This is a genomic window from Chitinophaga lutea (assembly GCF_003813775.1).
Taxonomy (GTDB): Bacteria; Bacteroidota; Bacteroidia; order Chitinophagales; family Chitinophagaceae; genus Chitinophaga; species Chitinophaga lutea.
Window position 1 is genome coordinate 193,831 of record NZ_RPDH01000001.1, and the last position, 21,742, is coordinate 215,572.

Annotated in this window: 20 protein-coding genes; 12 read left to right on the plus strand and 8 right to left on the minus strand. The window is 54.4% G+C overall.

What is annotated here, in order from left to right:
• The first annotated feature begins 158 nt into the window (after positions 1 to 158).
• The 5 genes from EGT74_RS00690 to EGT74_RS00710 all read left to right on the plus strand — a co-directional run bounded on the left by EGT74_RS00690 (position 159) and on the right by EGT74_RS00710 (position 5,554).
• The gene (locus EGT74_RS00690) at positions 159 to 2,348 is read left to right on the plus strand and encodes a discoidin domain-containing protein (protein WP_123844528.1); all 2,190 of its coding nucleotides are present in this window, start codon (positions 159 to 161) and stop codon (positions 2,346 to 2,348) included.
• Between the two features lie 220 nt (positions 2,349 to 2,568).
• Entirely contained in the window at positions 2,569 to 2,874 is a 306-nt protein-coding gene (locus tag EGT74_RS00695; protein WP_123844529.1) for a type II toxin-antitoxin system HigB family toxin, read from the plus strand.
• Between the two features lie 6 nt (positions 2,875 to 2,880).
• Positions 2,881 to 3,258 (plus strand): helix-turn-helix domain-containing protein, encoded by a 378-nt coding sequence (locus EGT74_RS00700; protein ID WP_123844531.1) that lies wholly within the window; start codon positions 2,881 to 2,883, stop codon positions 3,256 to 3,258.
• A gap of 83 nt (positions 3,259 to 3,341) precedes the next feature.
• Entirely contained in the window at positions 3,342 to 4,643 is a 1,302-nt protein-coding gene (locus EGT74_RS00705) for an amidohydrolase (protein WP_123844533.1), read from the plus strand.
• A complete protein-coding gene (locus EGT74_RS00710; protein WP_123844535.1) occupies positions 4,640 to 5,554 on the plus strand; it encodes a BPSS1187 family protein in 915 nt (304 codons plus the stop codon). Before EGT74_RS00705 ends, EGT74_RS00710 begins: the two co-directional genes overlap by 4 nt.
• A 209-nt stretch (positions 5,555 to 5,763) precedes the next feature.
• On the opposite strand, the gene dnaK is transcribed toward EGT74_RS00710, so the two are convergent.
• Positions 5,764 to 7,677 carry a molecular chaperone DnaK gene (gene dnaK, locus EGT74_RS00715; RefSeq protein ID WP_123844537.1) on the minus strand — a complete coding sequence of 638 codons (1,914 nt, stop codon included), beginning with the start codon at positions 7,675 to 7,677 and terminating at the stop codon, positions 5,764 to 5,766.
• A gap of 208 nt (positions 7,678 to 7,885) precedes the next feature.
• Here dnaK and EGT74_RS00720 point away from each other — a divergent pair, with 208 nt between their 5' ends.
• The 3 genes from EGT74_RS00720 to EGT74_RS00730 all read left to right on the plus strand — a co-directional run bounded on the left by EGT74_RS00720 (position 7,886) and on the right by EGT74_RS00730 (position 10,615).
• Positions 7,886 to 9,244, plus strand: coding sequence for an OmpA family protein (locus EGT74_RS00720; protein WP_246008092.1), 1,359 nt, complete (start codon positions 7,886 to 7,888; stop codon positions 9,242 to 9,244).
• 106 nt (positions 9,245 to 9,350) lie between these two features.
• Positions 9,351 to 9,935 carry a porin family protein gene (locus EGT74_RS00725; protein ID WP_123844539.1) on the plus strand — a complete coding sequence of 195 codons (585 nt, stop codon included), beginning with the start codon at positions 9,351 to 9,353 and terminating at the stop codon, positions 9,933 to 9,935.
• Positions 9,936 to 10,039: 104 nt separating this feature from the next.
• Positions 10,040 to 10,615, plus strand: coding sequence for a porin family protein (locus tag EGT74_RS00730; RefSeq protein ID WP_123844540.1), 576 nt, complete (start codon positions 10,040 to 10,042; stop codon positions 10,613 to 10,615).
• Between the two features lie 60 nt (positions 10,616 to 10,675).
• Here the strand turns inward: EGT74_RS00730 and EGT74_RS00735 are convergent, their stop codons facing one another.
• The gene (locus EGT74_RS00735; RefSeq protein ID WP_123844542.1) at positions 10,676 to 11,341 is read right to left on the minus strand and encodes an HAD family hydrolase; all 666 of its coding nucleotides are present in this window, start codon (positions 11,339 to 11,341) and stop codon (positions 10,676 to 10,678) included.
• A 138-nt stretch (positions 11,342 to 11,479) separates the two neighbouring features.
• On the opposite strand from EGT74_RS00735, the gene EGT74_RS00740 reads away from it, so the two are divergent.
• Positions 11,480 to 13,411, plus strand: a complete 1,932-nt coding sequence (locus EGT74_RS00740; protein ID WP_123844544.1) for an arginine--tRNA ligase — start codon at positions 11,480 to 11,482, stop codon at positions 13,409 to 13,411.
• 42 nt (positions 13,412 to 13,453) lie between these two features.
• On the opposite strand, the gene EGT74_RS00745 is transcribed toward EGT74_RS00740, so the two are convergent.
• From EGT74_RS00745 to lepB, 3 genes are all read right to left on the minus strand, one after another.
• Positions 13,454 to 14,575 carry a tetratricopeptide repeat protein gene (locus tag EGT74_RS00745; RefSeq protein ID WP_123844546.1) on the minus strand — a complete coding sequence of 374 codons (1,122 nt, stop codon included), beginning with the start codon at positions 14,573 to 14,575 and terminating at the stop codon, positions 13,454 to 13,456.
• A 54-nt stretch (positions 14,576 to 14,629) separates the two neighbouring features.
• A complete protein-coding gene (locus EGT74_RS00750; RefSeq protein ID WP_123844548.1) occupies positions 14,630 to 15,115 on the minus strand; it encodes a cytidine deaminase in 486 nt (161 codons plus the stop codon).
• Between the two features lie 96 nt (positions 15,116 to 15,211).
• Positions 15,212 to 16,387 carry a signal peptidase I gene (gene lepB, locus EGT74_RS00755; protein WP_123844550.1) on the minus strand — a complete coding sequence of 392 codons (1,176 nt, stop codon included), beginning with the start codon at positions 16,385 to 16,387 and terminating at the stop codon, positions 15,212 to 15,214.
• A gap of 164 nt (positions 16,388 to 16,551) precedes the next feature.
• On the opposite strand from lepB, the gene EGT74_RS00760 reads away from it, so the two are divergent.
• Positions 16,552 to 17,442, plus strand: a complete 891-nt coding sequence (locus tag EGT74_RS00760; protein ID WP_123844551.1) for a MerR family transcriptional regulator — start codon at positions 16,552 to 16,554, stop codon at positions 17,440 to 17,442.
• Positions 17,443 to 17,695: 253 nt separating this feature from the next.
• On the opposite strand, the gene EGT74_RS00765 is transcribed toward EGT74_RS00760, so the two are convergent.
• Genes EGT74_RS00765 through EGT74_RS00775 form a run of 3 tightly spaced genes read right to left on the minus strand, consistent with a single transcriptional unit; the run spans position 17,696 to position 19,714 of the window.
• Positions 17,696 to 18,346 carry an alpha/beta hydrolase gene (locus EGT74_RS00765; RefSeq protein ID WP_123844553.1) on the minus strand — a complete coding sequence of 217 codons (651 nt, stop codon included), beginning with the start codon at positions 18,344 to 18,346 and terminating at the stop codon, positions 17,696 to 17,698.
• Positions 18,339 to 18,515, minus strand: coding sequence for a helix-turn-helix domain-containing protein (locus tag EGT74_RS00770; protein WP_123844555.1), 177 nt, complete (start codon positions 18,513 to 18,515; stop codon positions 18,339 to 18,341). The genes EGT74_RS00765 and EGT74_RS00770 overlap by 8 nt, the downstream gene beginning before the upstream one ends.
• Positions 18,516 to 18,529: 14 nt before the next feature.
• Positions 18,530 to 19,714 (minus strand): sigma-54-dependent transcriptional regulator, encoded by a 1,185-nt coding sequence (locus EGT74_RS00775; protein WP_123844557.1) that lies wholly within the window; start codon positions 19,712 to 19,714, stop codon positions 18,530 to 18,532.
• A gap of 196 nt (positions 19,715 to 19,910) precedes the next feature.
• Between EGT74_RS00775 and EGT74_RS00780 the strand changes: the two genes are divergently transcribed.
• Positions 19,911 to 20,711 carry a serine O-acetyltransferase gene (locus EGT74_RS00780; protein ID WP_123844558.1) on the plus strand — a complete coding sequence of 267 codons (801 nt, stop codon included), beginning with the start codon at positions 19,911 to 19,913 and terminating at the stop codon, positions 20,709 to 20,711.
• Between the two features lie 33 nt (positions 20,712 to 20,744).
• The gene (cysM, locus tag EGT74_RS00785; protein WP_123844560.1) at positions 20,745 to 21,629 is read left to right on the plus strand and encodes a cysteine synthase CysM; all 885 of its coding nucleotides are present in this window, start codon (positions 20,745 to 20,747) and stop codon (positions 21,627 to 21,629) included.
• The last annotated feature ends 113 nt before the right edge of the window (positions 21,630 to 21,742 follow it).

The following is a 21,742-nucleotide window of genomic DNA, read 5'->3' on the forward strand; positions in this document are numbered from 1 at the left end:
AATTCGGAAAGACCAAAATCATTCCACTGTATGAAAACGTATACTATCCTCAGCCTGTAACCGGCTGTCAGCCTCATTTCCCCGCCATTCCCATATCATATTCCCCGTTACTGAAAAGCTTGATAATCATTGTTAATCACAATTTAAAACCCAATCTCATGAGCATTCATTACTTGCTACGCGGGTATTTCCAGCGAATGGCCTGCCTTTTCTTTTTGTTACTGTCCCTCCCTGCTGCGCTGACGGCGCAGGTAACCGCCGTGGCCGACGGGCCGGGCAATACGTACGAATTGCTCGACGACCGGGGATATAATGTGGAGTCGCCCGACTGCGGCCACGCAGTGCGGCACATCACCGAAGTGATGGATGCCACGCTCGGAAAATATGTATTTGCATTCACGCTGCACCGCGACCTTGATGACGACCGTTGCGGCGCTACCGACCGGCAGCGCATCGAGCTGCGCGGCAAAGGCAGCGAACAGCAGGGCACGCAAGGATCAACTTCTTATTACCGCTGGAAATTCAAGCTGGATGCAAACTTTGGGGAATCGCCCAACTTCACGCACATCATGCAGCTGAAAGCATATGGCAACGGGCATGGCAGCGGCGCGCCCATCCTGCACCTGACACCGCGATACGACAACCAGATGGAAATCGGTCACCCCGGTTCTGGTGGCGTAAAAGCATCGGCCGACCTGAACCTTTTCCGCGGCGTGTGGGTGGAGATATATGTGAAGATCAAACACGACAATAACGGCACGCTTGATTTTGTGATCAAACGTTTAAGCGACGGCGTTACCCTGTTGTCGTATACCAATAGCAACATCGACATGTGGGAAGACGGCGCGGGATACGGCGCACCGAAATTCGGGCTTTACCGCAGCCTCAACAGTCCGTCGTACCTCCGTGACGAGACCGTTTATTTTGCCGACATCTGCGTTACCAAAGGCACTACCAACCTGTGCCCGAGCGATGTGGGCAGCAACGCGCCGCCCACCGTGAGTATGACCGCACCCACCAACGGCGCCACGTTCAGCGCACCGGCTACCGTGAATATCGCAGCCAACGCATCCGACAGCGACGGCAGCATCACCAAAGTGGAGTTTTTTGAAGGCAGCAATAAACTGGGCGAAGACCTGGTGAGCCCATACAACTTCAGCTGGAGCGGTGTTGCGGCCGGCAGTTACAGCCTCACGGCCAAAGCCACCGATAATGCAGGCGGCACAAAAACATCCACTGCCGTCAACATCACCGTCAATGCCCCTCCCGGCTGCACACCGGTGTCTGCCAGTGCAGACGATGGCAACGTACCGGCCAACGTACTCGACAATAACCTGGCCACCCGCTGGTCCGCCAGCGGCGACGGGCAATGGATACAATTCTGTCTGGGTGCTACCGCGCAAATGGTGAATGGCGTGAAGATCGCTTTCTATAGCGGCGACACCCGCCGCTCCAACTTCGACATCCAGCTCAGCCAGGACGGTACCAGCTGGACGAATGCGGCCACCGGCCTGCAGAGCAGCGGCACTTCCCTGAACCTCGAAACATTCTCCTTCACCGCTGCTTCCGCGAAATATGTCCGCATACTCGGACATGGTAATACCGTGAATGCCTGGAACAGCTACACCGAAGTGCAGGTGCAGATCGCGCCGCCACCCGGTTGCCAGCCCGTCACCGCCAGTGCGGACGACGGCAATGTAGCGGCGAATGTGCTCGACAATGATTTAAATACCCGCTGGTCGGCCAGTGGCGACGGACAGTGGATACAGTTCTGTTTGGGCGCCACGGCCGTGACAGTGAACAATGTGCAGATCGCTTTCTACAACGGCAACCTGCGCCGCTCCATTTTCGACATTCAACTGAGCCAGGATGGCACCAGCTGGACGAATGCGGCCACCGGCCTGCAAAGCAGCGGTACCTCGCTGAATCTCGAAACATTCGCCATCACGCCCGCGTCTGCGAAATACGTGCGTATTCTCGGTCATGGCAATACGGTGAATGCCTGGAACAGTTACACCGAAGTGAAGATCAACACCGGCACCACGTTTACCGCCTTAGCGAAAGCAGCGGAAACGGCGGAAGAAAGCGAAGCGGCCATCCAGCTCACCGCCGCGCCTAATCCGTTCTCCAGCCAGACCAACATCAGCTTCTTCCTGCAACGCGCCGGGCAAACGAGGCTCGCGGTGTTTGACATGAGCGGCAGGCCGGTAACGGTGTTAATCAACGCTCATCTCTCCGCAGGCAGACATACCGTGCCGTTCCGCAGTGAAGTAGTGCCAGCAGGCAATTATGTGTTGAAGCTCGAACAGGGCGGAAAAGCATTTACGAAAAAAGTGCAGAAATACTGATAACAGCAAGGCGGCCATACAACATGGCCGCCTTTTTTTTGTTTGCGATTTAAACCGGCATCGCGGGATATTACTTAACTTAGGATGGTTAACCTTTTTTATTCATTCATGGCTTTTAAACCAACCGACAGTCACCAACCAATATAATTTCATTATTCGTTAACCCGGAATATTGTTCTTGAATATGGAATAATGTTCTATTTTTGTAAATAGCAATAACATGGTCATAATCGCAAAAACGGCCATCAGGGAGTTTATCATTAAACACCCTGATGCGGAGAATGCATTGGAGAAATGGTATGATGATACAAAAGCCGCGGACTGGAAAAACTTCGCAGCGCTGAGGCAAACATGTAATGCAGCAGATAGTGTGGGAAAAGACAGGTACGTGTTTAACATCAGGGGGAATCATTATCGTTTGAGCGCATTGATCATTTTTAAAATCAGGACGGTGTTTATCTTATTCATCGGCACCCACGCCGACTATGACAGGATCGATGCCGCCGCAGTAACATTTAAACCGTAAACACGCATGAAATACTCCATAGGCACCAAAAAGGACTATCATGAAACGATGGTGAAGATATACCGGCTGATGGACAAGGGAGAAGATAAACTGAGCCCGTCCGAACTGAAACAGCTGGCCGCCATGACCGTGGCGGCGGAGCGGTATGAGGATGAAGTGCTGCAGCTCCAGCCGCGCAAAGAGCCCTCTACCATCGCCGAAGCCGTGGAACTGAAAATGTTCGAGGAAAAACTCTCGCAGGCAACGCTGGCGGATAAACTCGGCGTGGGAAAATCCAAGCTCTCGGAAATCCTGAACGGTAAACGGAAGCCTGATGTACCGTTTCTCAAGGCGTTATACAAAATACTGAAAATCGACGCGGGTTTCCTGCTTGAACATGCTTAGGATCCCATCCGGCGAGGGCCTCCAAAAACACCGGCGAAATAATAGCGGAAATACGGTATTTTAGGCTACCAGAAACCCAGCCAATGCAAAAAATACTCACCATCCTCCTCACCTGTGTCACATTCTCCGTGCAGGCGCAGGATTTCCAGGCACAGATCAAACAACAGGCAAGCGCCATTCTTCCCGAAGTGATCAAATGGAGAAGACATCTCCACCAGCATCCCGAGCTCAGCAACCGGGAAGTTAAAACCGCGGAATACATTGCCGCCCATCTGAAATCGCTCGGGCTGGAAGTGCAGACGGGTGTGGCCAAAACCGGCGTGGTGGCGCTGCTGAAAGGCGGCAAGCCGGGGCCGGTAGTGGCCCTCCGCGCCGATATGGACGCCCTGCCCGTCCCCGAGAAAGTCGACATTCCTTTTAAATCCACCGTCACCGCCGAATACCTGGGCCAGACGGTGCCCGTGATGCATGCCTGCGGCCACGACAGTCACGTCGCCATCCTGATGGGCACTGCCAGTGTACTGGCGGGCATGAAAAAAGATATTCCCGGTACGGTGAAGTTTATCTTCCAGCCGGCGGAAGAAGGCCCTCCGGGCGATGAAGAAGGCGGCGCGCCGTTGATGGTAAAAGAAGGCGTGATGGACCACCCCAAAGTGGATGCCGTATTCGGGCTGCATATCAGCTCTTCCATCGAGATCGGCAAGATCCAGTATAAACCGGGCGCGGCCATGGCTTCGTCCGACTGGTTCAGCATCGCCATCAAAGGCAAACAGGCGCACGGGTCCGCGCCCTGGAACAGCATCGACCCCATCGTTACGGGCACGCAGATCATCAACGCGCTGCAAACCATCGTGAGCCGGCAGTCCAACATCGTGGAAGCGCCGGTGGTGATTACGGTGGGGAAATTCCACAGCGGCGTACGGAACAATATCATTCCGGAAGAAGCCCTGCTGGAAGGCACCATCCGTACGCTCGACAGCAAGATGCAGAAGGATGTGCACGAGCGCATCCGCCGCACCGCCACCCAGGTAGGCAACGCGGCCGGCGCGGAAGTCAAAGTGAACATCGATACCAAAACACTGGTTACTTTTAACGATTCCGCCCTGGTGGAGCGGATGGTCCCTTCGCTGCAAAAAGCCGCCGGCACCAGCCAGGTTTCCACCATGCCCTGGGTGACGGGCGCGGAAGACTTTTCCTTTTACGGCACCAAAGCCCCGGCGTTTTTCTTTTACCTGGGCGGCATGCCCAAAGGCGCCGATCCCCGCAAAGCACCAGGCCATCATACCCCTGATTTTTATATCGACGACAGCATGCTGGACGTTGGCGTGAAAGCCTTCTGCCAGCTGGTGTTTGACTATGGAACAAACCCCCAGCGCAAAAAATGAAAACACTCCTGATCGGCCTCACGCTGCTGGCAGCGGGTTGCAACAAACAGCCCGCCAAACCGGCTGATGGAGCACTAACGGAACACATCGTGCTTCCGCAGCAAACGGATGCCGCACTGAACACCTACAACGAGCCGCATTACGCCTACGTACACCCGCAACAGACACCGCGCAACCGGTTGCTGGTGTTTTTGCCCGGTACCGGCGCGGAACCGAAGAACTATCGTTTATTCGTGCAGCGGGCGGCGGCGATGGGGTATCATGCCATCGGGCTGATGTACCCGAATGAGCCCGCCATCAACCAGCTCTGTGCGGGCTCCGGTGACGTGACGAGCCATTCCCGCGCAAGGTTGGAGATTGTTGACGGCACCGACCGCCACCCCGCCGTGCAGGTAAATGCCGCCAACAGCATCCTGCAGCGGCTGGTGAAACTCATCGGTTACCTGCACCGGCAATACCCAAACGAACAATGGGGGCAATACCTTTCCGGCGCAACGCCGGTGTGGGAGCGGATAACCGTGGCGGGACATTCACAGGGTGCGGGCCATGCGGGCATAATGGGGAAACATTACCCGGTGCAGCGGGTCATTATGTTTTCAGGAATGGACTTTCTCACGAACGGGCAAATACCGGACTGGGTGAACAATACCAGCGGAAAGGAAAAATACTTCGCGCTCCATCACGAACAGGATGAGTTGCTGGATATTGCCATGGTAAAAAAAGGATGGCTATCGCTGGGCATGGGCACACCTGTGGATGCATCGGGGCCGTTGAACCAGGCGAAGGCCATTACTACTACGCTGGCGCCCGGCGTTAACCTTGCCGGCAAATATCACAATGCGACCGTGGTGGATGTGTTCCTCCCGAAAAACGGAGCACTGGATGCTGCCTGGAATTACCTGCTTCAATAAAAACACTACAGTCACTGCCCGCACTAAAACGCGCCGCACTGAAGCGCAGCGGCCTGGAATGCCGGAACAAAATCCTGCTTCGGTGCCGGATGTGGTTTTTCAATTCTACATCATTGCGGTTTTACCGCCTCGTTAAGACTTACGGTTAAGACCATAAAAAAGGCCCGGTACTTTCGTATCCGGGCCTTCGCTATTCAACTAAACCGTTATTATTTCACTTCTTCAAACTCGGCGTCCGTAACAGTATCGCCTGCCGCACCCTGCTGGTTGCCGCCTTGCTGCTGGCCACCCGCCTGTGCATCCGGGCCGGGCTGGCCCTGTGCCTGGGCTTTGTAAATTTCTTCTGAAGCTGCCGTCCAGGCCGCATTCAGTTCGGTTACTGCGGCGTCGATCTGTGCAACGTCCTGTGTTTTCTGTGCTTCGCGCAGTTTTTCAAGGGCGGTTTCGATCGGTGCTTTTTTATCGGCAGGGATTTTATCGCCGTATTCCTTCAGTTGTTTTTCCGTCTGGAATACGAGGCTTTCGGCCTGGTTGATTTTCTCCACCTTCTCACGGGCTACTTTATCTTCAGCCTCGTGCGCTTTGGCTTCTGCTTTCATTTTTTCGATCTCTTCCTTGCTCAGGCCGCTGCCCGCTTCGATGCGGATGTTCTGCGACTTGCCGGTGCCCTGGTCTTTCGCCGTTACGTGCAGGATGCCGTTGGCGTCGATGTCGAACACCACTTCGATTTTCGGCACACCGCGCTGTGCGGGCGGCAGGTCGTTCAGGATGAAACGGCCCAGGGTCCTGTTTTGTGCAGCCATCGGCCTTTCACCTTGCAGCACATGTATTTCAACGCTCGGCTGGTTGTCAGCGGCGGTTGAGAATATTTCGCTCTTTTTGGTGGGGATGGTGGTGTTGGCTTCGATCAGTTTGGTAAACACACCGCCCATGGTTTCGATACCGAGAGACAGCGGGGTTACGTCGAGCAGCAACACATCCTTCACTTCACCGGTGAGTACACCGCCCTGGATAGCGGCGCCAATGGCCACCACCTCATCGGGGTTCACACCTTTGTTCGGTTTTTTACCGAAGAATTTCTCTACCACTTCCTGGATTTTGGGGATACGGGTAGAACCGCCCACCAGGATTACTTCGTCGATTTTCGAAACGTCCATACCTGCATCAGCCAGGGCTTTCTTACAGGGCTCCAGCGTTCTTTCCACCAGTTTGTCGCTCAGCTGCTCGAATTTGGAGCGGGTGAGTTTTTTCACCAGGTGTTTGGGCACGCCGTCAACAGCCGTAATGTAAGGCAGGTTGATTTCGGTTTCCTGGGAAGAAGACAGCTCGATTTTTGCTTTTTCAGCCGCTTCTTTCAGACGCTGCCATGCCATGGGATCTTTGTGCAGGTCAACCGCCTCATCTTTCTTAAACTCATCTGCCAGCCAGTCCATAATCACTTTATCGAAGTCGTCGCCACCCAGGTGGGTATCACCATTGGTGGATTTTACTTCGAACACGCCGTCGCCCAGCTCCAGGATGGAGATGTCGAAAGTACCACCGCCAAGGTCGAATACGGCGATGATGCTGTCGTGGTGTTTTTTATCCAGCCCGTAAGCCAGTGCAGCGGCAGTAGGCTCGTTGATGATACGGCGCACGTTGAGGCCTGCGATTTCGCCGGCTTCTTTGGTCGCCTGGCGCTGGGCATCGTTAAAGTATGCAGGCACGGTGATCACCGCTTCCGATACTTCCTGGCCCAGGTAATCTTCGGCCGTTTTTTTCATTTTCTGCAGGATCATCGCAGAAATTTCCTGCGGCGTATATAACCTGCCGTCTATATCGATACGGGTGGTGTTGTTGTCGCCTTTTGCTACTTTGTAGCTCCAGTGGGGAATTTCATTGGACAGCTCGTCATAATGGCGGCCCATGAAACGTTTAACCGACATAATGGTATTAATCGGGTTGGTAATCGCCTGGCGTTTGGCCGGGTCGCCTACCTTTCTTTCGCCGTTCTTTAAAAAAGCTACAACGGAAGGCGTGGTACGGCGACCTTCATCGTTGGCAATTACTACCGGTTCGTTACCTTCCATTACGGCAACGCAAGAGTTGGTAGTTCCTAAGTCAATTCCTATAATCTTTCCCATAATAATATTGTTCTCCTTTGTGAAACAGTGTAGCCTGAATGGTTTCAGACTGAGATGGTTATTCAATGATTATGCCAAGGGCAGGATATATGCAATTATGTCAGTTTCCGCACCTACATGATTGTATATGAATTAAAAAGATGTCTGCCTGATTACAACACAGTGGCGCAAAATTTGTTTTGCTAGGGTACACCTAACCAGTAATCATATGAACAGAACCATGAAATGGGTCTTTGGCATGTTAACCGTTTTGCCCCTTGCAAGCCTGGCGCAGACCCCCCAGGCTACGGAAACCACCCCCGGAGGAAAGCTATTCGGCGGCAGCCAGCATTTCCGCACCTTCTCCATCGGCGTGAACGCAGGGGTTTTGATGCCCTCGGTAGCCACCGGCGGCAGCAACGACTTCACCAAATGGCAGCTTAACTACGGTTATGGAGCGAATGTAAAATGGCAGTTACTGCATTTCCTGGCGCTCCGGGCCGACTTCATGGGCGGTAAGATCAAAGGCGACAACAGCCGTGAGCTCGGCAACGGCGCCGCCCCCAACCGGCGTTACGAGTCGTTCGAAACCACGCTGAAGTGGTCGGGCAGCCTCAATGCCGTATTTAATGTGGCCACCATCAACTGGCTCCACAAACGCAGCGCTGCCCAGCTTTATCTCTCCGTGGGCGGCGGGCTGGCAGGGTACAATCCCGAAGTGACCACCCCCGGCGGCATCACCACCGAGTACAAACCCTCCGGCTCCATCAAGGAATTTTATGTGCCCGTAGGCGCAGGGATCAAATTCAAACTGTCTGACGTGGTCAACCTCGACCTGGGCTACACCATGCACTATCTCGACGGCGACAACCTCGACGGGTATAACTATAACCCGCCTACGAAAGACAAATTCTCCTACGCGCACGTAGGCCTCGAGTTTGCCTTGGGTGACCGCACCAAACCGCAGTTGCAGTGGCATAATGCGCCCGCTGTGATGTACGACGAGATGGTGGCCCAGCGCGACCAGATGAAGCTCGAACTGGACGCACAGAAGGAAAACAACGCCAAACTGGCCGCCAGTGTCGAAAAATTACAGGCCGACAGTGACGGCGACGGCGTGTCCGACCTGTTCGACAAATGCCCGAACACACCCAAAACCGACAAAGTGGACGGTGCCGGTTGCCCGCTTCCAAAAGCAGATACCGCCAAACCCGGACCGGTACAGGTTATTATTACGGAAGACGACCGCCGCCTGGTGCGCGACGCCATCGCCAACCTCGAGTTTGCCACCGGCAAATCCGACATCAAACCCAGCTCTTTTGCTTCGCTCAACCGCGTGGCAGACCTGCTGAAACGCAAGAACCTCAGCCTCAAACTGGCAGGCCATACCGACAATGTAGGCAACGACGCCAACAATATGCGCCTCTCCAAAGACAGGGCTGAATCCGTGAAAGCATACCTCGTATCGCAGGGCGCCAACCCAAGCCGCATCGAAGCCACAGGCTACGGTGAAACCCAGCCGATTGCCACCAACAAAACAGCTGCGGGCCGGCAGAAAAACCGCAGGGTGGAATTCACGATCTTCTAGAGACACTGACAATCATATGACAACATGACAAAAGCCTCCGCCCCCGCGGAGGCTTTTTTATCGGCACGCTATTTGTTAAATGGATGCGGTCAACTTTTAACATATTATGAAAAGATTATCTTTATTGGTTACCGCCCTTTTACTGCTGCAATGCGGCCTCTTTGCCCAGGATATCAGCTTCGGCGCCAAAGGCGGCCTGAATATCGCAGACGTTACCAATGTATCCAATTCCAATGCCCGCGCCTCCATCTACCTCGGCGCTTTCGCCAAAATACAACTGACGGAAAACTGGGCGGCGCAGCCCGAACTGGTATATTCCGGCCAGGGATATAAGGCAGACCCGCCCATTATCAGCGATTTCACCGTGGCCCTGAACTACATCAATCTGCCGGTGATGCTGCAGTATCACCTCATCCCCGAATTTCATCTGGAAGCCGGCCCGCAGATCGGTTTTCTCGTGGCGGCCAAAGCTAAAAACGACGGCAATTCCGTGAACCTGAAAGACGATTATAAAGGCATGGATTTCGGACTGGGTTTCGGATTGGGTTATACCTTCGACATGGGGCTGGGTATCGGCGCAAGATATAATTTCGGCCTGACGGATATCTACGATGGTAACAGCGACGAGCGTTATAAAAATTCCGTGGCGCAGTTCGGCGTACATTATATTATCGGGAAGAAAAAAAGATAGTATCTACCTATAAAATCCGGAGCAGTGTATCACCAATGATGCACTGCTTTTTTTATGCTGTAACTTTAACGCAGTACGCTTCGTTTTAATGCAAATCCTTCTTTATGAAAAGGGCCCTGCCACTTGTTTTGTTTGCTCTTTTATCCCTTCATGCACAAGCACAGGAAAAAGTATTCCGTTTCGGGCCGAAGGCCGGTCTCAATGTTTCCGACCTCACCAATCTTTCCCATGCGGATCCCCGTATTGCCTTTCATGCAGGGATGCAGTTCAACATCCGGCTGAACAAACACTGGCGCCTGCAGCCTGAAGTGTATTATTCGGCGCAGGGCGGCCGGGCAAAGACCAAATCCCTCGAATCCACGGAATACTACAACTATCTCGCATTCCCTTTACTGGCGCAATACCGTTTTTCCCGCTTTTATGTGGAAGCCGGACCGCAGTTCGCACTGCTGCTGAACGGGCGATTACGGGAGTATTCACCGGACGGCAGCACCAGTTACACCAGCCACCACGAAAACATCGCTGATTTCCTCATCCCCGTTGGCGCAGGCTATCAGCTGAACGACCATTTCGGTTTTAACCTGCGGTACAACCAGGGCATCACTAGCATCCGCCGTTCCAGCCTGGCGGATAAAAACAGGAATGTAGTGCTGCAGGCCGGTGCGTTTATGTTCTTCTGAGGAAAAAGAAAAAGCGGGCAACGGTGCCCGCTTTCATGATTTTTTGATCAATACGTCCGGTTAAGCATACTCCAGCACCGGGCGGAAACTTCTCTCCCCCACGATCACATCGGCCACTTCGTTCACGCTTTCATGGGTGGCGTTAAACGCGACACCGGTACCGGCGCGGCTCAGCATGCAGATATCGTTCACACCGTCGCCGATGGCCAGTACATCTGCCGTATCGATGGCAAACTGGCTGCGGATGTGGTGCATCATGTTACACTTGCAATAGTCGTGCTGGCAGTCGCTGTTCTGCAGGCGGCGGAAGTTATGCGGAATATATACGGCGCCGGTGGCGATATTATCGTCGATCTCCAGCACGTTGGCACAGCTGAAATCCATTTTCAGCTTGTTTTTCACGTATTCGGTGATGAGGGTGTAGCTATCGCTGATGATACCGCATACATATCCTTTCTGCTGCAGTTCTTTTACCACGGCGGCGGCGTCTTCCACTACCGGGATGGACTCAACGACGGCTATCAGCTGTTCGTGGCGGATACCTTTGAGGAGGGCTGCAATTTTTTCAGTGCGCACGGCATCCGGGTAGCCGGCTGCCACGATGTTCCGCAAAGCATCCGTAAAGCCCAGTGTTGCCGCGGCGGTGTAAATGAAACTGCGCTGCAACAGGGTGTTGTCCATATCAAAAATGGCCATCTTTTCGAATGTACGGGTCGGTTTTATCATATCAGGTTATTGCGTGAATAAATTCAGGACAGGGAATAAATGACATTCGCAAAATTACGAAAAATAGCCGGGACAGGGCTTAAAAGGGTGTTAAATTAGGCTTAATAAAATTACCTTTGCCCTCTAAGAACAAATCAGATGAGTGTAGTTTCCGCTATCAAAACCGCTGCCGCCGCGGCAGTACAGGCCCTTTACCAGCAGCCCTTCACGGCTGCAGACATTGCCGTCAACGTGACCAAACCCGAATTTGAGGGAGAATATACCATCGTTGTGTTTCCATTCACCAAATTCAGCCGGCAGAAACCGGAAGAAACCGGGCAGGCGCTGGGCGGCTACCTTGCTGCCCATCACCCGGAACTGATCACCGGCTTCAACGTGGTAAAAGGGTTCCTGAACCTGCAGATACATCACCAGTACTGGAACAAGTTCGTTCAGCAGGCGCATGCCAACCCCAACGTGGGCCGCAAACCCGCCAACGGCCGCAGGGTCATGATCGAATACTCCTCTCCCAACACCAATAAACCCCTGCACCTCGGGCACCTCCGGAATAACTTCCTGGGCTACTCGGTGGCGGAAATATTCAAAGCAAACGGTTTTGAAGTGATCAAGGCCAACCTGGTCAACGACAGGGGCATCCACATCTGCAAATCCATGCTGGCCTGGCAGCTGTTCGCCCATGGCGACACCCCGGCTACCACCGGCATCAAAGGCGACCACCTCGTAGGCGACTATTACGTGCATTTCGAAACCATCCTCAAAGAGCAGGCGGAGCCTATTATTTCAGACGTGCTGGAAGGGGAGTTCAAGGATTTTGAAGGAGCGGACAAGGAAAAAATCATCAAGTTATACAACGCGCTGCAGAAGCCGGAAGTACAGGCCGACGAAGAAAAAAGCGGCAAGATCAAAGACGAGATCAAGGAGATCAGCCGTAACCGCACCGAAATCATGCAGCAGGCGAAAATCATGCTCCAGCAATGGGAAGCCGGCAATCCCGACGTGCGGGCGCTATGGCAAACCATGAACAGCTGGGTGTACGAAGGCTTTAACGAAACCTACCGCCGCCTCGGCATCGATTTCGATAAAATGTACTACGAAAGCGAAACCTACCTCCTGGGGAAAGACCTCGTGGAAGAAGGCCTCCGCAAGGGCGTGCTGTTCCGCAAGGAAGATAACTCCGTATGGATAGACCTCACGGCGGACGGCCTCGATGAAAAGCTGCTGCTCCGCGGCGACGGCACTTCCGTATACATGACGCAGGACCTGGGCACCGCCCGCCTGAAATACGACGACTACCACATGGAACAAAGCCTTTACGTGGTGGCCGACGAACAGAACTATCACTTCAAGGTGCTGAAGCTCATCCTCGAAAAACTGCAGGAGCCTTGTGCGGACGGCATTTACCATCTTTCCTACGGCATGGTGGAACTGCCGCACGGCCGTATGAAAAGCCGCGAAGGCACCGTGGTGGACGCAGACGACCTGGTGGACGAAATGATCAAAACCGCCGCCGCCAACACCGAAGAGCTGGGCAAGGTGAAAGGATTTTCCGAAGAAGAGCTCAGCGAGCTGCATGAAACCATCGGCCTGGGCGCCATGAAGTTTTTCCTGCTGAAAGTGGACCCGAAGAAAAAAATGATCTTCAACCCCGAAGAATCCATCGATATGCACGGCTTCACCGCGCCGTTCATTCAATACAGCTATGCGCGTATCAAATCCATCATGCGCGAGTTCGCTTCGGCCGACATCGCCGCACTGGCGGATTATACGCACGAAGAAGCGCTGCTGCCCATGGAAAAGGAACTGATCATGTTGTGCGAACAGTTCGGCAGCATCGTGGAAGAGGCGCAGCGTGAAATGAGCCCGGCGGTGATTGCCAACTATGCTTTCCTGCTGGCGCAGACTTTCAATTCATTTTACGCCAAAAAGGAACAGGGCAAATACATTTACTCTGTCAGGGATGCGGAATCGGAGAGCAAGCGGAACCTGCGTTTGCAGATCGCTTCCCTCACCGCCCATACCATACAGCAAAGCATGCACCTGCTGGGCATTGCCGTGCCGGAAAGAATGTAGAACGATACCTGCGAACCGGCCATACGACCGGTTCGCAGGTTGTTATTTTTCCCCCATGGCCAGCGCCTGATCGCAGATGGCCTGCCCTTTGAGCAACTCACCGTACCCCATATACGATTTGCCGAGCATGAACATGGCAAAAGCATTCTGCGGCTGCATCACCAGTATTTTATTCCATTGGATGGCGGCCAGTTTGAAATCCTGTTTTTTGTAATAAGCGTTGGCAAGATTGAGCATTACCTGGATGTCTTTCGGTCTTAAGCTGGAAGCGGTTTGCAGGTTGCTGATGGCATCGTCGTACGCGGCCTGTTTCAGGTAGGCCATACCCAGGTTCAAATAAAGATCCGCATCGGCCGGGCGTCCTGACCTGGTTGCCTGTTCAAATGCCCCGGCGGCTTGTTTGTAGTTTTTCATATTAAAATACATCATTCCCAATTCGTAATATACGGCAGGTGGGTTACCGCCTGCTTTCAGTGATTCTTCGTAGTATTGTACGCTCTTTTCAAACGCTTCGAGCTGCGCAGATATGCGCGCGGCCCTGCAGAGGTCTTCCCCGTTCAGCATCCCCTCCCCCCGTGCTTTTTCCAGTGCCTGCGCCGCTTCCGCGGGATGGTTGAGAGCGGCATAACTGAGCCCGATCAGGCGGTGCATGTGCGGCACGCCCAGCTCCTGTGCGCGGAAGGCGCAGGTGAGCGCGTCTTCCCAGGCCTGCTGTCCGTAATGTATGGCAGACAGCATTTCCCAGGCCGCCCCGTGTTCCGGCGACAGTTTCAGCAGCCGCTGCAACAGCTGTTTGGCGGGCTCAGGCGCCTGCTGGAGGCGATGGATATCCGCCAGGGCGATATAAGCATTCCTGAAAAGTGAATTCTTCCTGATCGCAGCTTCGAAGTACTGCTGCGCCTCATCCAACCGACCGCTGCGCTGCATACGGAGGCCCTTCCGGTAGGCGGTTCTCGCCGGGTCGCCGGCCGTGGCCGCCGATGAAAACGAGGGCGCCATATCGTGCAACGTTGCACAATGGCCCGCTGTTTCCGGGAGCGCGAGGGCTCCCCTGCTTTGTCCGTCTTTTACAAAGAAAATGCCCGCAGGCGGTTCCGCCGGGGCAGCATGCGCGGTACACACCGGCGCAATCAGGCATAGGTTCAGGATACGGTATAGGTTCATAGCATAGCGCTCTGCGCTACACAAATATAAAAAATGTTAATTTATAAAGAATGACTATTTCATGTTATCCGCTGAAAAGGATAACGGCAAGAGGTGCCCTGCATCGGGGATAACGATCACTTTGCCATGGAGGCCGCCCAGGATGAGGCGGATGGGCCGCTGGAAACGCTGCTGGTATTCCGCCAGCGTCTGCCTGCAGATGCCGCAGGGCGTTACCGGCTGTTCGCTGGGCCCCTGTTCGTTGTCGTAGCTTACGGCGAGGGTTTCCACGGCCACGCCGGGATAAAGGGCGGAAACGGCCGATAAAGTGGTCCTTTCCGCACAGATGCCGACGGGGTAAGAGGCGTTCTCCTGGTTGGTGCCGGTCAGCACCTGCCCGTTGGCCAGCTGCGCGGCAGCGCCTACCCTGAAACGGGAATAGGGCGCATACGCCTGGCGGGTGGCGTCTTTGGCCGCCTGCAACAGCGCCGCGTCGGCGGGAGGCAGCGTCTCGGCGCTTTCATATTCTTCGTAAACAAACTGGGCGGTATTGATTTTCATCGGCTTATGCTTAAAAAACGGGGAGCAGTGACGCTGCTTCCGAAGGTAAGGAATTTCAGCATGACTGCTCCCCGTGTGTATCTGACTGTGATATGCTTATTTGATGGTCCTGAACAGCCGGCTCCAACGGATGCCGCCTTTACCGTAGCTCATCCAGATGAGCCAGGCCTTGCCCACCACATGGTCTTCCGGCACGAAACCCCAGTAACGGGAATCGAGGGAGTGGTGGCGGTTGTCGCCCATCATCCAGTAATAATTCATTTTGAAGGTATACTGGTCGGTGGGCGTACCGTTGATGACAAAACGGCCGTCTTTCGATTCAAGCGTGTTTTTCTCGTATACGGCGATGATACGGCGGTAGAGTTCGATATTGCCACTGTCGAGGCGAACGGTGGCGCCTTTTTTCGGGATGTAGATCGGCCCGAAGTTGTCCACCGTGAATTTGAAATGGGCGGTATCCTGCGGCCATACGCCGTCTTCATTGCTGTCGATGAAAGGCTCCACCTGCCCGTTCACCGCTTCCAGCTGTTTGATGGCTTTTTCTTCGCTGGGGGTCAGGTTATAGCTGATTTTGCCCGACACACGCACTTCCGGCACGTCCTCGATGTTCATTTCCTCGAGGCGCATATGGTTGATGCGGTCGCCGCTGGTAGTGGTCACATGATAGAGCCGTTCGCTGGCCGGCGGCTGTGTTTCAGGCGTACCGTTCACGATCACCACGCCGTTGCGCACTTCCAGGGTATCGCCCGCGATGCCCACGCAGCGTTTGATGTAGTTTTCCCTTTTATCCACGGGGCGGGAGATCACCCTGTACTGGCCCCACACCTGTTCGCGGCCCATGCGGCGCACCAGGTCGTAGTAACTTTCGTCGGACCGTTCCAGTGCCACGGTATCGCCTTCCGGGAAGTTGAACACCACCACATCGTTGCGGCGGATATCCCCCCAACCGGGGATACGCTTGTATTTCCATTGCACTGCTTCGGAATATGCCTTGGTGTATTTCGTCAGGGGTAATGTATGATGGGTGAATGGCACCGCCAGGGGTGTCATGGGGATGCGGGGGCCGTAGCTGACTTTGCTTACAAACAGGAAATCGTTTACCAGCAAGGTTTTTTCCATAGATGGGGTAGGGATGGTGTACGCCTCAAAAATGAAGGTCCGAATCAGCGTTGCCGCAATCACAGCGAAGATAGCCGCGTCGAGCCATTCCCGTAATGCGGATTTTTTCTTCTTGGGCTGACCGTCCTTCTTCTTCCAAAATGCCAGGTTCATGCTGTTCTTTTTAAATGTTCAAAGAACAAATATAATATTCTGCTAATTGTAAGCCAGAAAACAACCACAAAAGTTTTCTTAAAAAATCCCACGTAAGTTTAGGACAGGATGGGAACAGGATACAAGTTTATTTCTATTTTTGTTTAATCCGACATCCAGAACCATTGAACAGTTTCACCATAAAGGACATTGAAAGCCTTACCGGCATCAAGGCGCATACCATCCGCATATGGGAGCAACGTTACAAACTGCTGCGTCCCAAAAGGAAGGACACCAATCACCGCGTTTACAACAACGTCGACCTGAAGCATATGCTCCGCATTGCTTACCTCTACCGTCATGGCTACAAGATCTCGAAAATAGCGGTGATGACGGAAGAAGAGATCAGGCGGCTCTCTATCGAAGAAACGGGCCAGAAAGGCACACATGCGCAACAGGTGTACGTCAACCAGCTGGTGGAGGCCATGGTCGATTTCGACCAGGTGAAGTTCGAAAAGATCTTTCATACCGTGCTGCTGCGCATGGGTTTCGAGCAATGCATGCTCAAAGTGATCTACCCTTACCTCGAAAAGGTGGGCCTGCTCTGGCTGGCGGATTGCGTCATTCCCGCGCAGGAGCACTTCGCGTCCGGCATCATCCGCAAAAAACTGATGGTGGCTATCGACGGGCTCGACATGCCGGCAGACAGCGGCGAGAGGTTCCTGCTGTTCCTGCCCGAAGGGGAATTCCATGAAATACCGCTGCTGTTTGTGCAGTACATGCTGAAGAAACACGGCTGCTCGGTGGTCAACTTCGGGGCCAACGTTCCGCTGGAAGACCTGCGTTTTTACACGGAACGCAAGCGGGTGGACCATCTGTATTCACACGTCATCTCCAACTTCCCGCAAAAGACCCTGGACAATTTCGTCAAAGAGCTCGGCAAACATTTCGCCGATATCCCCATTACCCTCTCCGGCCCCCAGGTGGCACGCATCACCCACCCGCCGGCAAACATCACGCTGCTGACTACACTGGCCGACATGCTGGATTTCGCCCGCAGGAAAGTCACTTCATAACCTTCTTCCCCGTCGGAAGTTTTCTTCTCGGTTGATCAGCATGTTTCTTGGGCATTTCAAATGAAACCATACAGGTAACTGAATGACCGGGGCTACTATCTGCAACTCCGATTCCCGGATGTGATTTGATTTCCGCCAAAGTAAAATTGACAATAACTGAATGAGCGGAGCACGTCGCTACAGTTCCGTTACGGGATCCGGTTGATTTCCGCCGCACTAAAATTGATGATAACCGAATGACCGGGGCGCGTTGCTACAGCTCCCGTTCCAGGATGCGGTTGATTTCCGCCGCGCGGTTCATTACCATAAAATGGCCGCCGTTCACGATCGTATGGGTCGGCTGTACGTACCGGCGCGGGAACGGCCGGTCGCTGCTGCCGTGGATGTGCAGCAGGGAGGAAGGCACCCATTCGTTCTGCCACTGGAGAATGGCGTCGAGCGCCCAGCGCATGTAGGAGAAATCTTTTTTCGTCATATAGTCGCGCAGCAGCGCCCGCTCCTCTTCGCTTTTGCTTTGCATGAAGAGGCGCACGATGTATTGCCGGCGCCGGAACAGCAGCCTGTCCGGCAGCCGGTGCAGCAGCATCCGCGCCACGCTGTTATAGTAGGGCGGCAGCTCCTGGCGGCGTTTCACGGAAGAAAGCAATATCACTTTTTCAACGGGGATGTGGCGGGCGATTTCGATGCTCATCATGCCGCCGAAGGAAAGCCCCAGCATCACGGGGTTGGGATGCAGGATGCGGCGCGCCATGCGCATGGCGTATTCGCCGATGGGCTCGGCCGCATTCAGCGGCTGTATCCAGGGAAGAAAATGCACGTCATACCCTGCAGGGAACTCCAGGCGGCTGAACACTCTTTCGTCGGCGCCCAGCCCGCTGATCAGGTATATGTGTTTGTTATTCATCTTCTGCTGATTTGCGGATGCCGTACCGCTCCATTTTGTTGTACAGGTGGCTGCGCTGTATGTCCAGCTCCTGCGCCGTTCTGGATACGTTCCGGCCGTTTTTGTTCAGCATGAACTCAATAAATATTTTTTCCACTTCATCCCTGAAGTCGTGCAGGCGCGTCAGCACCAGCAATTCGTCGTTCAGGAAGTGACTTTTTTTTTGTCGTGATTCGGCACCACGTAATTCTCCACATCGTCCGCCGTAATGGTTTTGCCGGAGAGGATCACCAGTCTTTCCACCACGTTGCGCAGCTCGCGGATATTGCCCGTCCACTGGTGCGCCTGCAGCGCCTTGATGGCGTCCTTATCGGCGTGTTTACGGGCGGTACCGTATTCGGAGCATACCAGGTCAAGGAAATGATCCACCAGCAGGGGGATATCCTCTTTCCGGTCGTTCAGCGACGGCACGTGAATGAGGATCACGCTGAGGCGGTGGTAGAGGTCGAGGCGGAAATTCTTTTCCTCCACTTCCCTGAGCAGGTCTTTGTTGGTAGCCGCCACCACGCGCACGTCCACGCTGATTTCCTTGTCGCCGCCCACGCGGGTGATTTTGCCTTCCTGCAATGCGCGCAGCACTTTGGCCTGTGCGGAGAGGCTCATGTCGCCGATCTCGTCGAGGAAGAGCGTGCCGCCGGAAGCCTGTTCGAATTTGCCGATGCGTTGTTTCACCGCGGAGGTGAAGGAACCTTTTTCGTGGCCGAAGAGCTCGCTTTCGATCAGCTCGCTGGGGATGGCGGCGCAGTTCACTTCCACCATCGGGCCGCTGGCGCGGTTGCTGTATTCGTGTATCCACCGGGCCACCAGCTCCTTCCCTGCCCCGTTATCGCCGGTTACCAGCACCCGCGCGTCGGTGGGCGCCACTTTGTGGATGGTATCCTTGATTTTAACGATGGGCGCGGATTCGCCGATCATTTCGGGCGTTTTGTTCACCTTTTTACGCAGCACTTTCGTTTCGGCCACCAGCGTGGTTTTGTCGAGCGCGTTCCGCAGCGTGATCAGCAGCCTGTTCAGGTCCGGGGGTTTGGAGATGTAGTCGTACGCCCCTTTTTTCACCGCTTCCACGGCCGTATCGATATTCCCGTGGCCGCTCACCATGATGATGGGCACGTCGGGATTGATTTCTTTTGCTTTTTCCAGGAACTCCAGGCCGTCCATTTTGGGCATCTTGATGTCGCACAAAACGGCATCATACGCTTTGCCCTGGTACATTTTGAACCCTTCGGCCCCGTCGGCCGCTTCTTCGACTTTGTACCCTTCGTAGGTCAGAATTTCGGAAAGCGTTTTACGGATGCTTTTTTCGTCGTCAATAATCAGGATGTTGGCCATAGATTGTCTATTATTTTAAACAGTGCCAAAATTAAGAAAAAGAAGCCAACCGCCGGAAAAACCGGCAAAATACTCCCGCCTCATCGCAGTAAGAATGAATAATTTGTGTACTGCAAACGGTTTCGCGCGAAACAGTCTACTAATTATACGGGTTTTATATGTAATTTTATCCCATCAGAGGTAACTATTCACAAGTATGAAGAAATTGCTGGAACAACTCAAATTGCGGCATGCTGCCGCAGCGGCGAATGCCTATCCCTCATCCGAGCAGGTATGGGCTTTCTGCAGGGACCTGGTGAACTGGTTGTTCCCGGAACATACCGGCAGGGTGATGAGCGGCGCCGAACTGGAATTATATGCGGCGCAACTGGAAGAAAGGCTGAAAGACCTGCTCACACCCATGGAAGGGGGCCTTCCGCAGCCCGCTGCGGCTACGGCCAGGCTGTTCATGGAACAGGTGCCGGGCATTTATAATAACCTGACCAAAGACGCGGAAGCGATCCTGCAGGGCGACCCTGCCGCTACCTGCCTGTATGAAGTGATCCGCGCCTATCCCGGCTTTTACGCCATTGCGGCTTACCGCGTGGCCCACGGCCTCCATACGCTGGGCGTGCCCCTGCTGCCGAGAGTGATCACCGAATTCGCGCACGACCGTACGGGCATCGACATCCACCCCGCGGCACAGATCGCGCCTTATTTCTGCATCGACCACGGTACGGGCGTTGTGATCGGTGAAACCACCGTCATCGGGCCGCACGTGAAAATATACCAGGGCGTTACCCTGGGCGCGCTGAGCATCGATAAAACGATGGCGATGAACAAACGCCATCCCACCATCGAAGAGCACGTGGTGATCTATGCCGGGGCCACCATCCTGGGAGGCGATACCGTCATCGGCCACCACAGCATCATCGGCGGCAACGTCTGGCTCATCAAATCCACCGAACCGTATTCGCGGATTTATTACAAGGCAGACGGCAGCATCAAAGTCGTATAACACATCCGCGCGTTTAAAAGATCAATCACCGAGATGAAAACAGTACTGGATTTAGTGGGCAACACCCCCATGGTGGCCCTGCAACGCATACCCGAAAATCCCAATGTCACCATTTACGCGAAGCTGGAAGGCACCAATCCCGGCGGCAGTGTGAAAGACCGTGCGGCCTTCGGTATGATCAAAGGGGCGCTCGACCGCGGGGAAATCAAACCCGGCATCAAGCTGATCGAAGCCACCAGCGGCAATACGGGTATCGCCCTGGCCATGATCGCCAATCTCTTCAGCGTGGAAATCGAACTGGTGATGCCGGAAGACGCCACGCGCGAAAGGGTGCTCACCATGGAAGCCTTCGGCGCCAAAGTGGTGCTCACCCCCAAAGAACAAAGCATGGAAGGCGCCATCGACTACGCGCATGCGCAGGTGGCGAAAGGCGGCTATCATATGCTGAACCAGTTTGCCAACCCGGACAACTACGGCATGCATTACCGCACCACCGGCCCGGAAATCTGGCGCGACACGGGTAAAAGCGTCACCCACTTCGTATCCGCCATGGGCACCACCGGCACCATCATGGGCGTGAGCCGCTACCTGAAAGAAGTCAATCCCTCCATCCAGATCGTGGGCTGCCAGCCTACGGAAGGCTCTAAAATACCCGGCATCCGCAAATGGCCGGAAGCCTATCTCCCGAAAATATTCGACAGGGAGCGCGTAGACCGCACCATGGACATTTCCGAGGCGGAAGCCCGCGAAATGACCCGCCGCCTCGCCAAAGAGGAGGCCGTTTTCTGCGGCATGAGCAGCGGCGGCGCAGTGGCCGCAGCCGTACGCCTCTCCCGCGAGCTGAAACACGGCGTGATCGTGTGCATCATCTGCGACCGCGGCGACCGCTACCTGAGCAGCGACCTGTTCGGGGAGTAAATCCCCCCGTTTCATACGCCCTTTCCCGGCGCTTAATGCCTTTTTCAACGAAGCTTCAACGAACCTTCCATAGGTGAATAACGAAGGATCAGGGAAAATCTCATCCTTCGTTG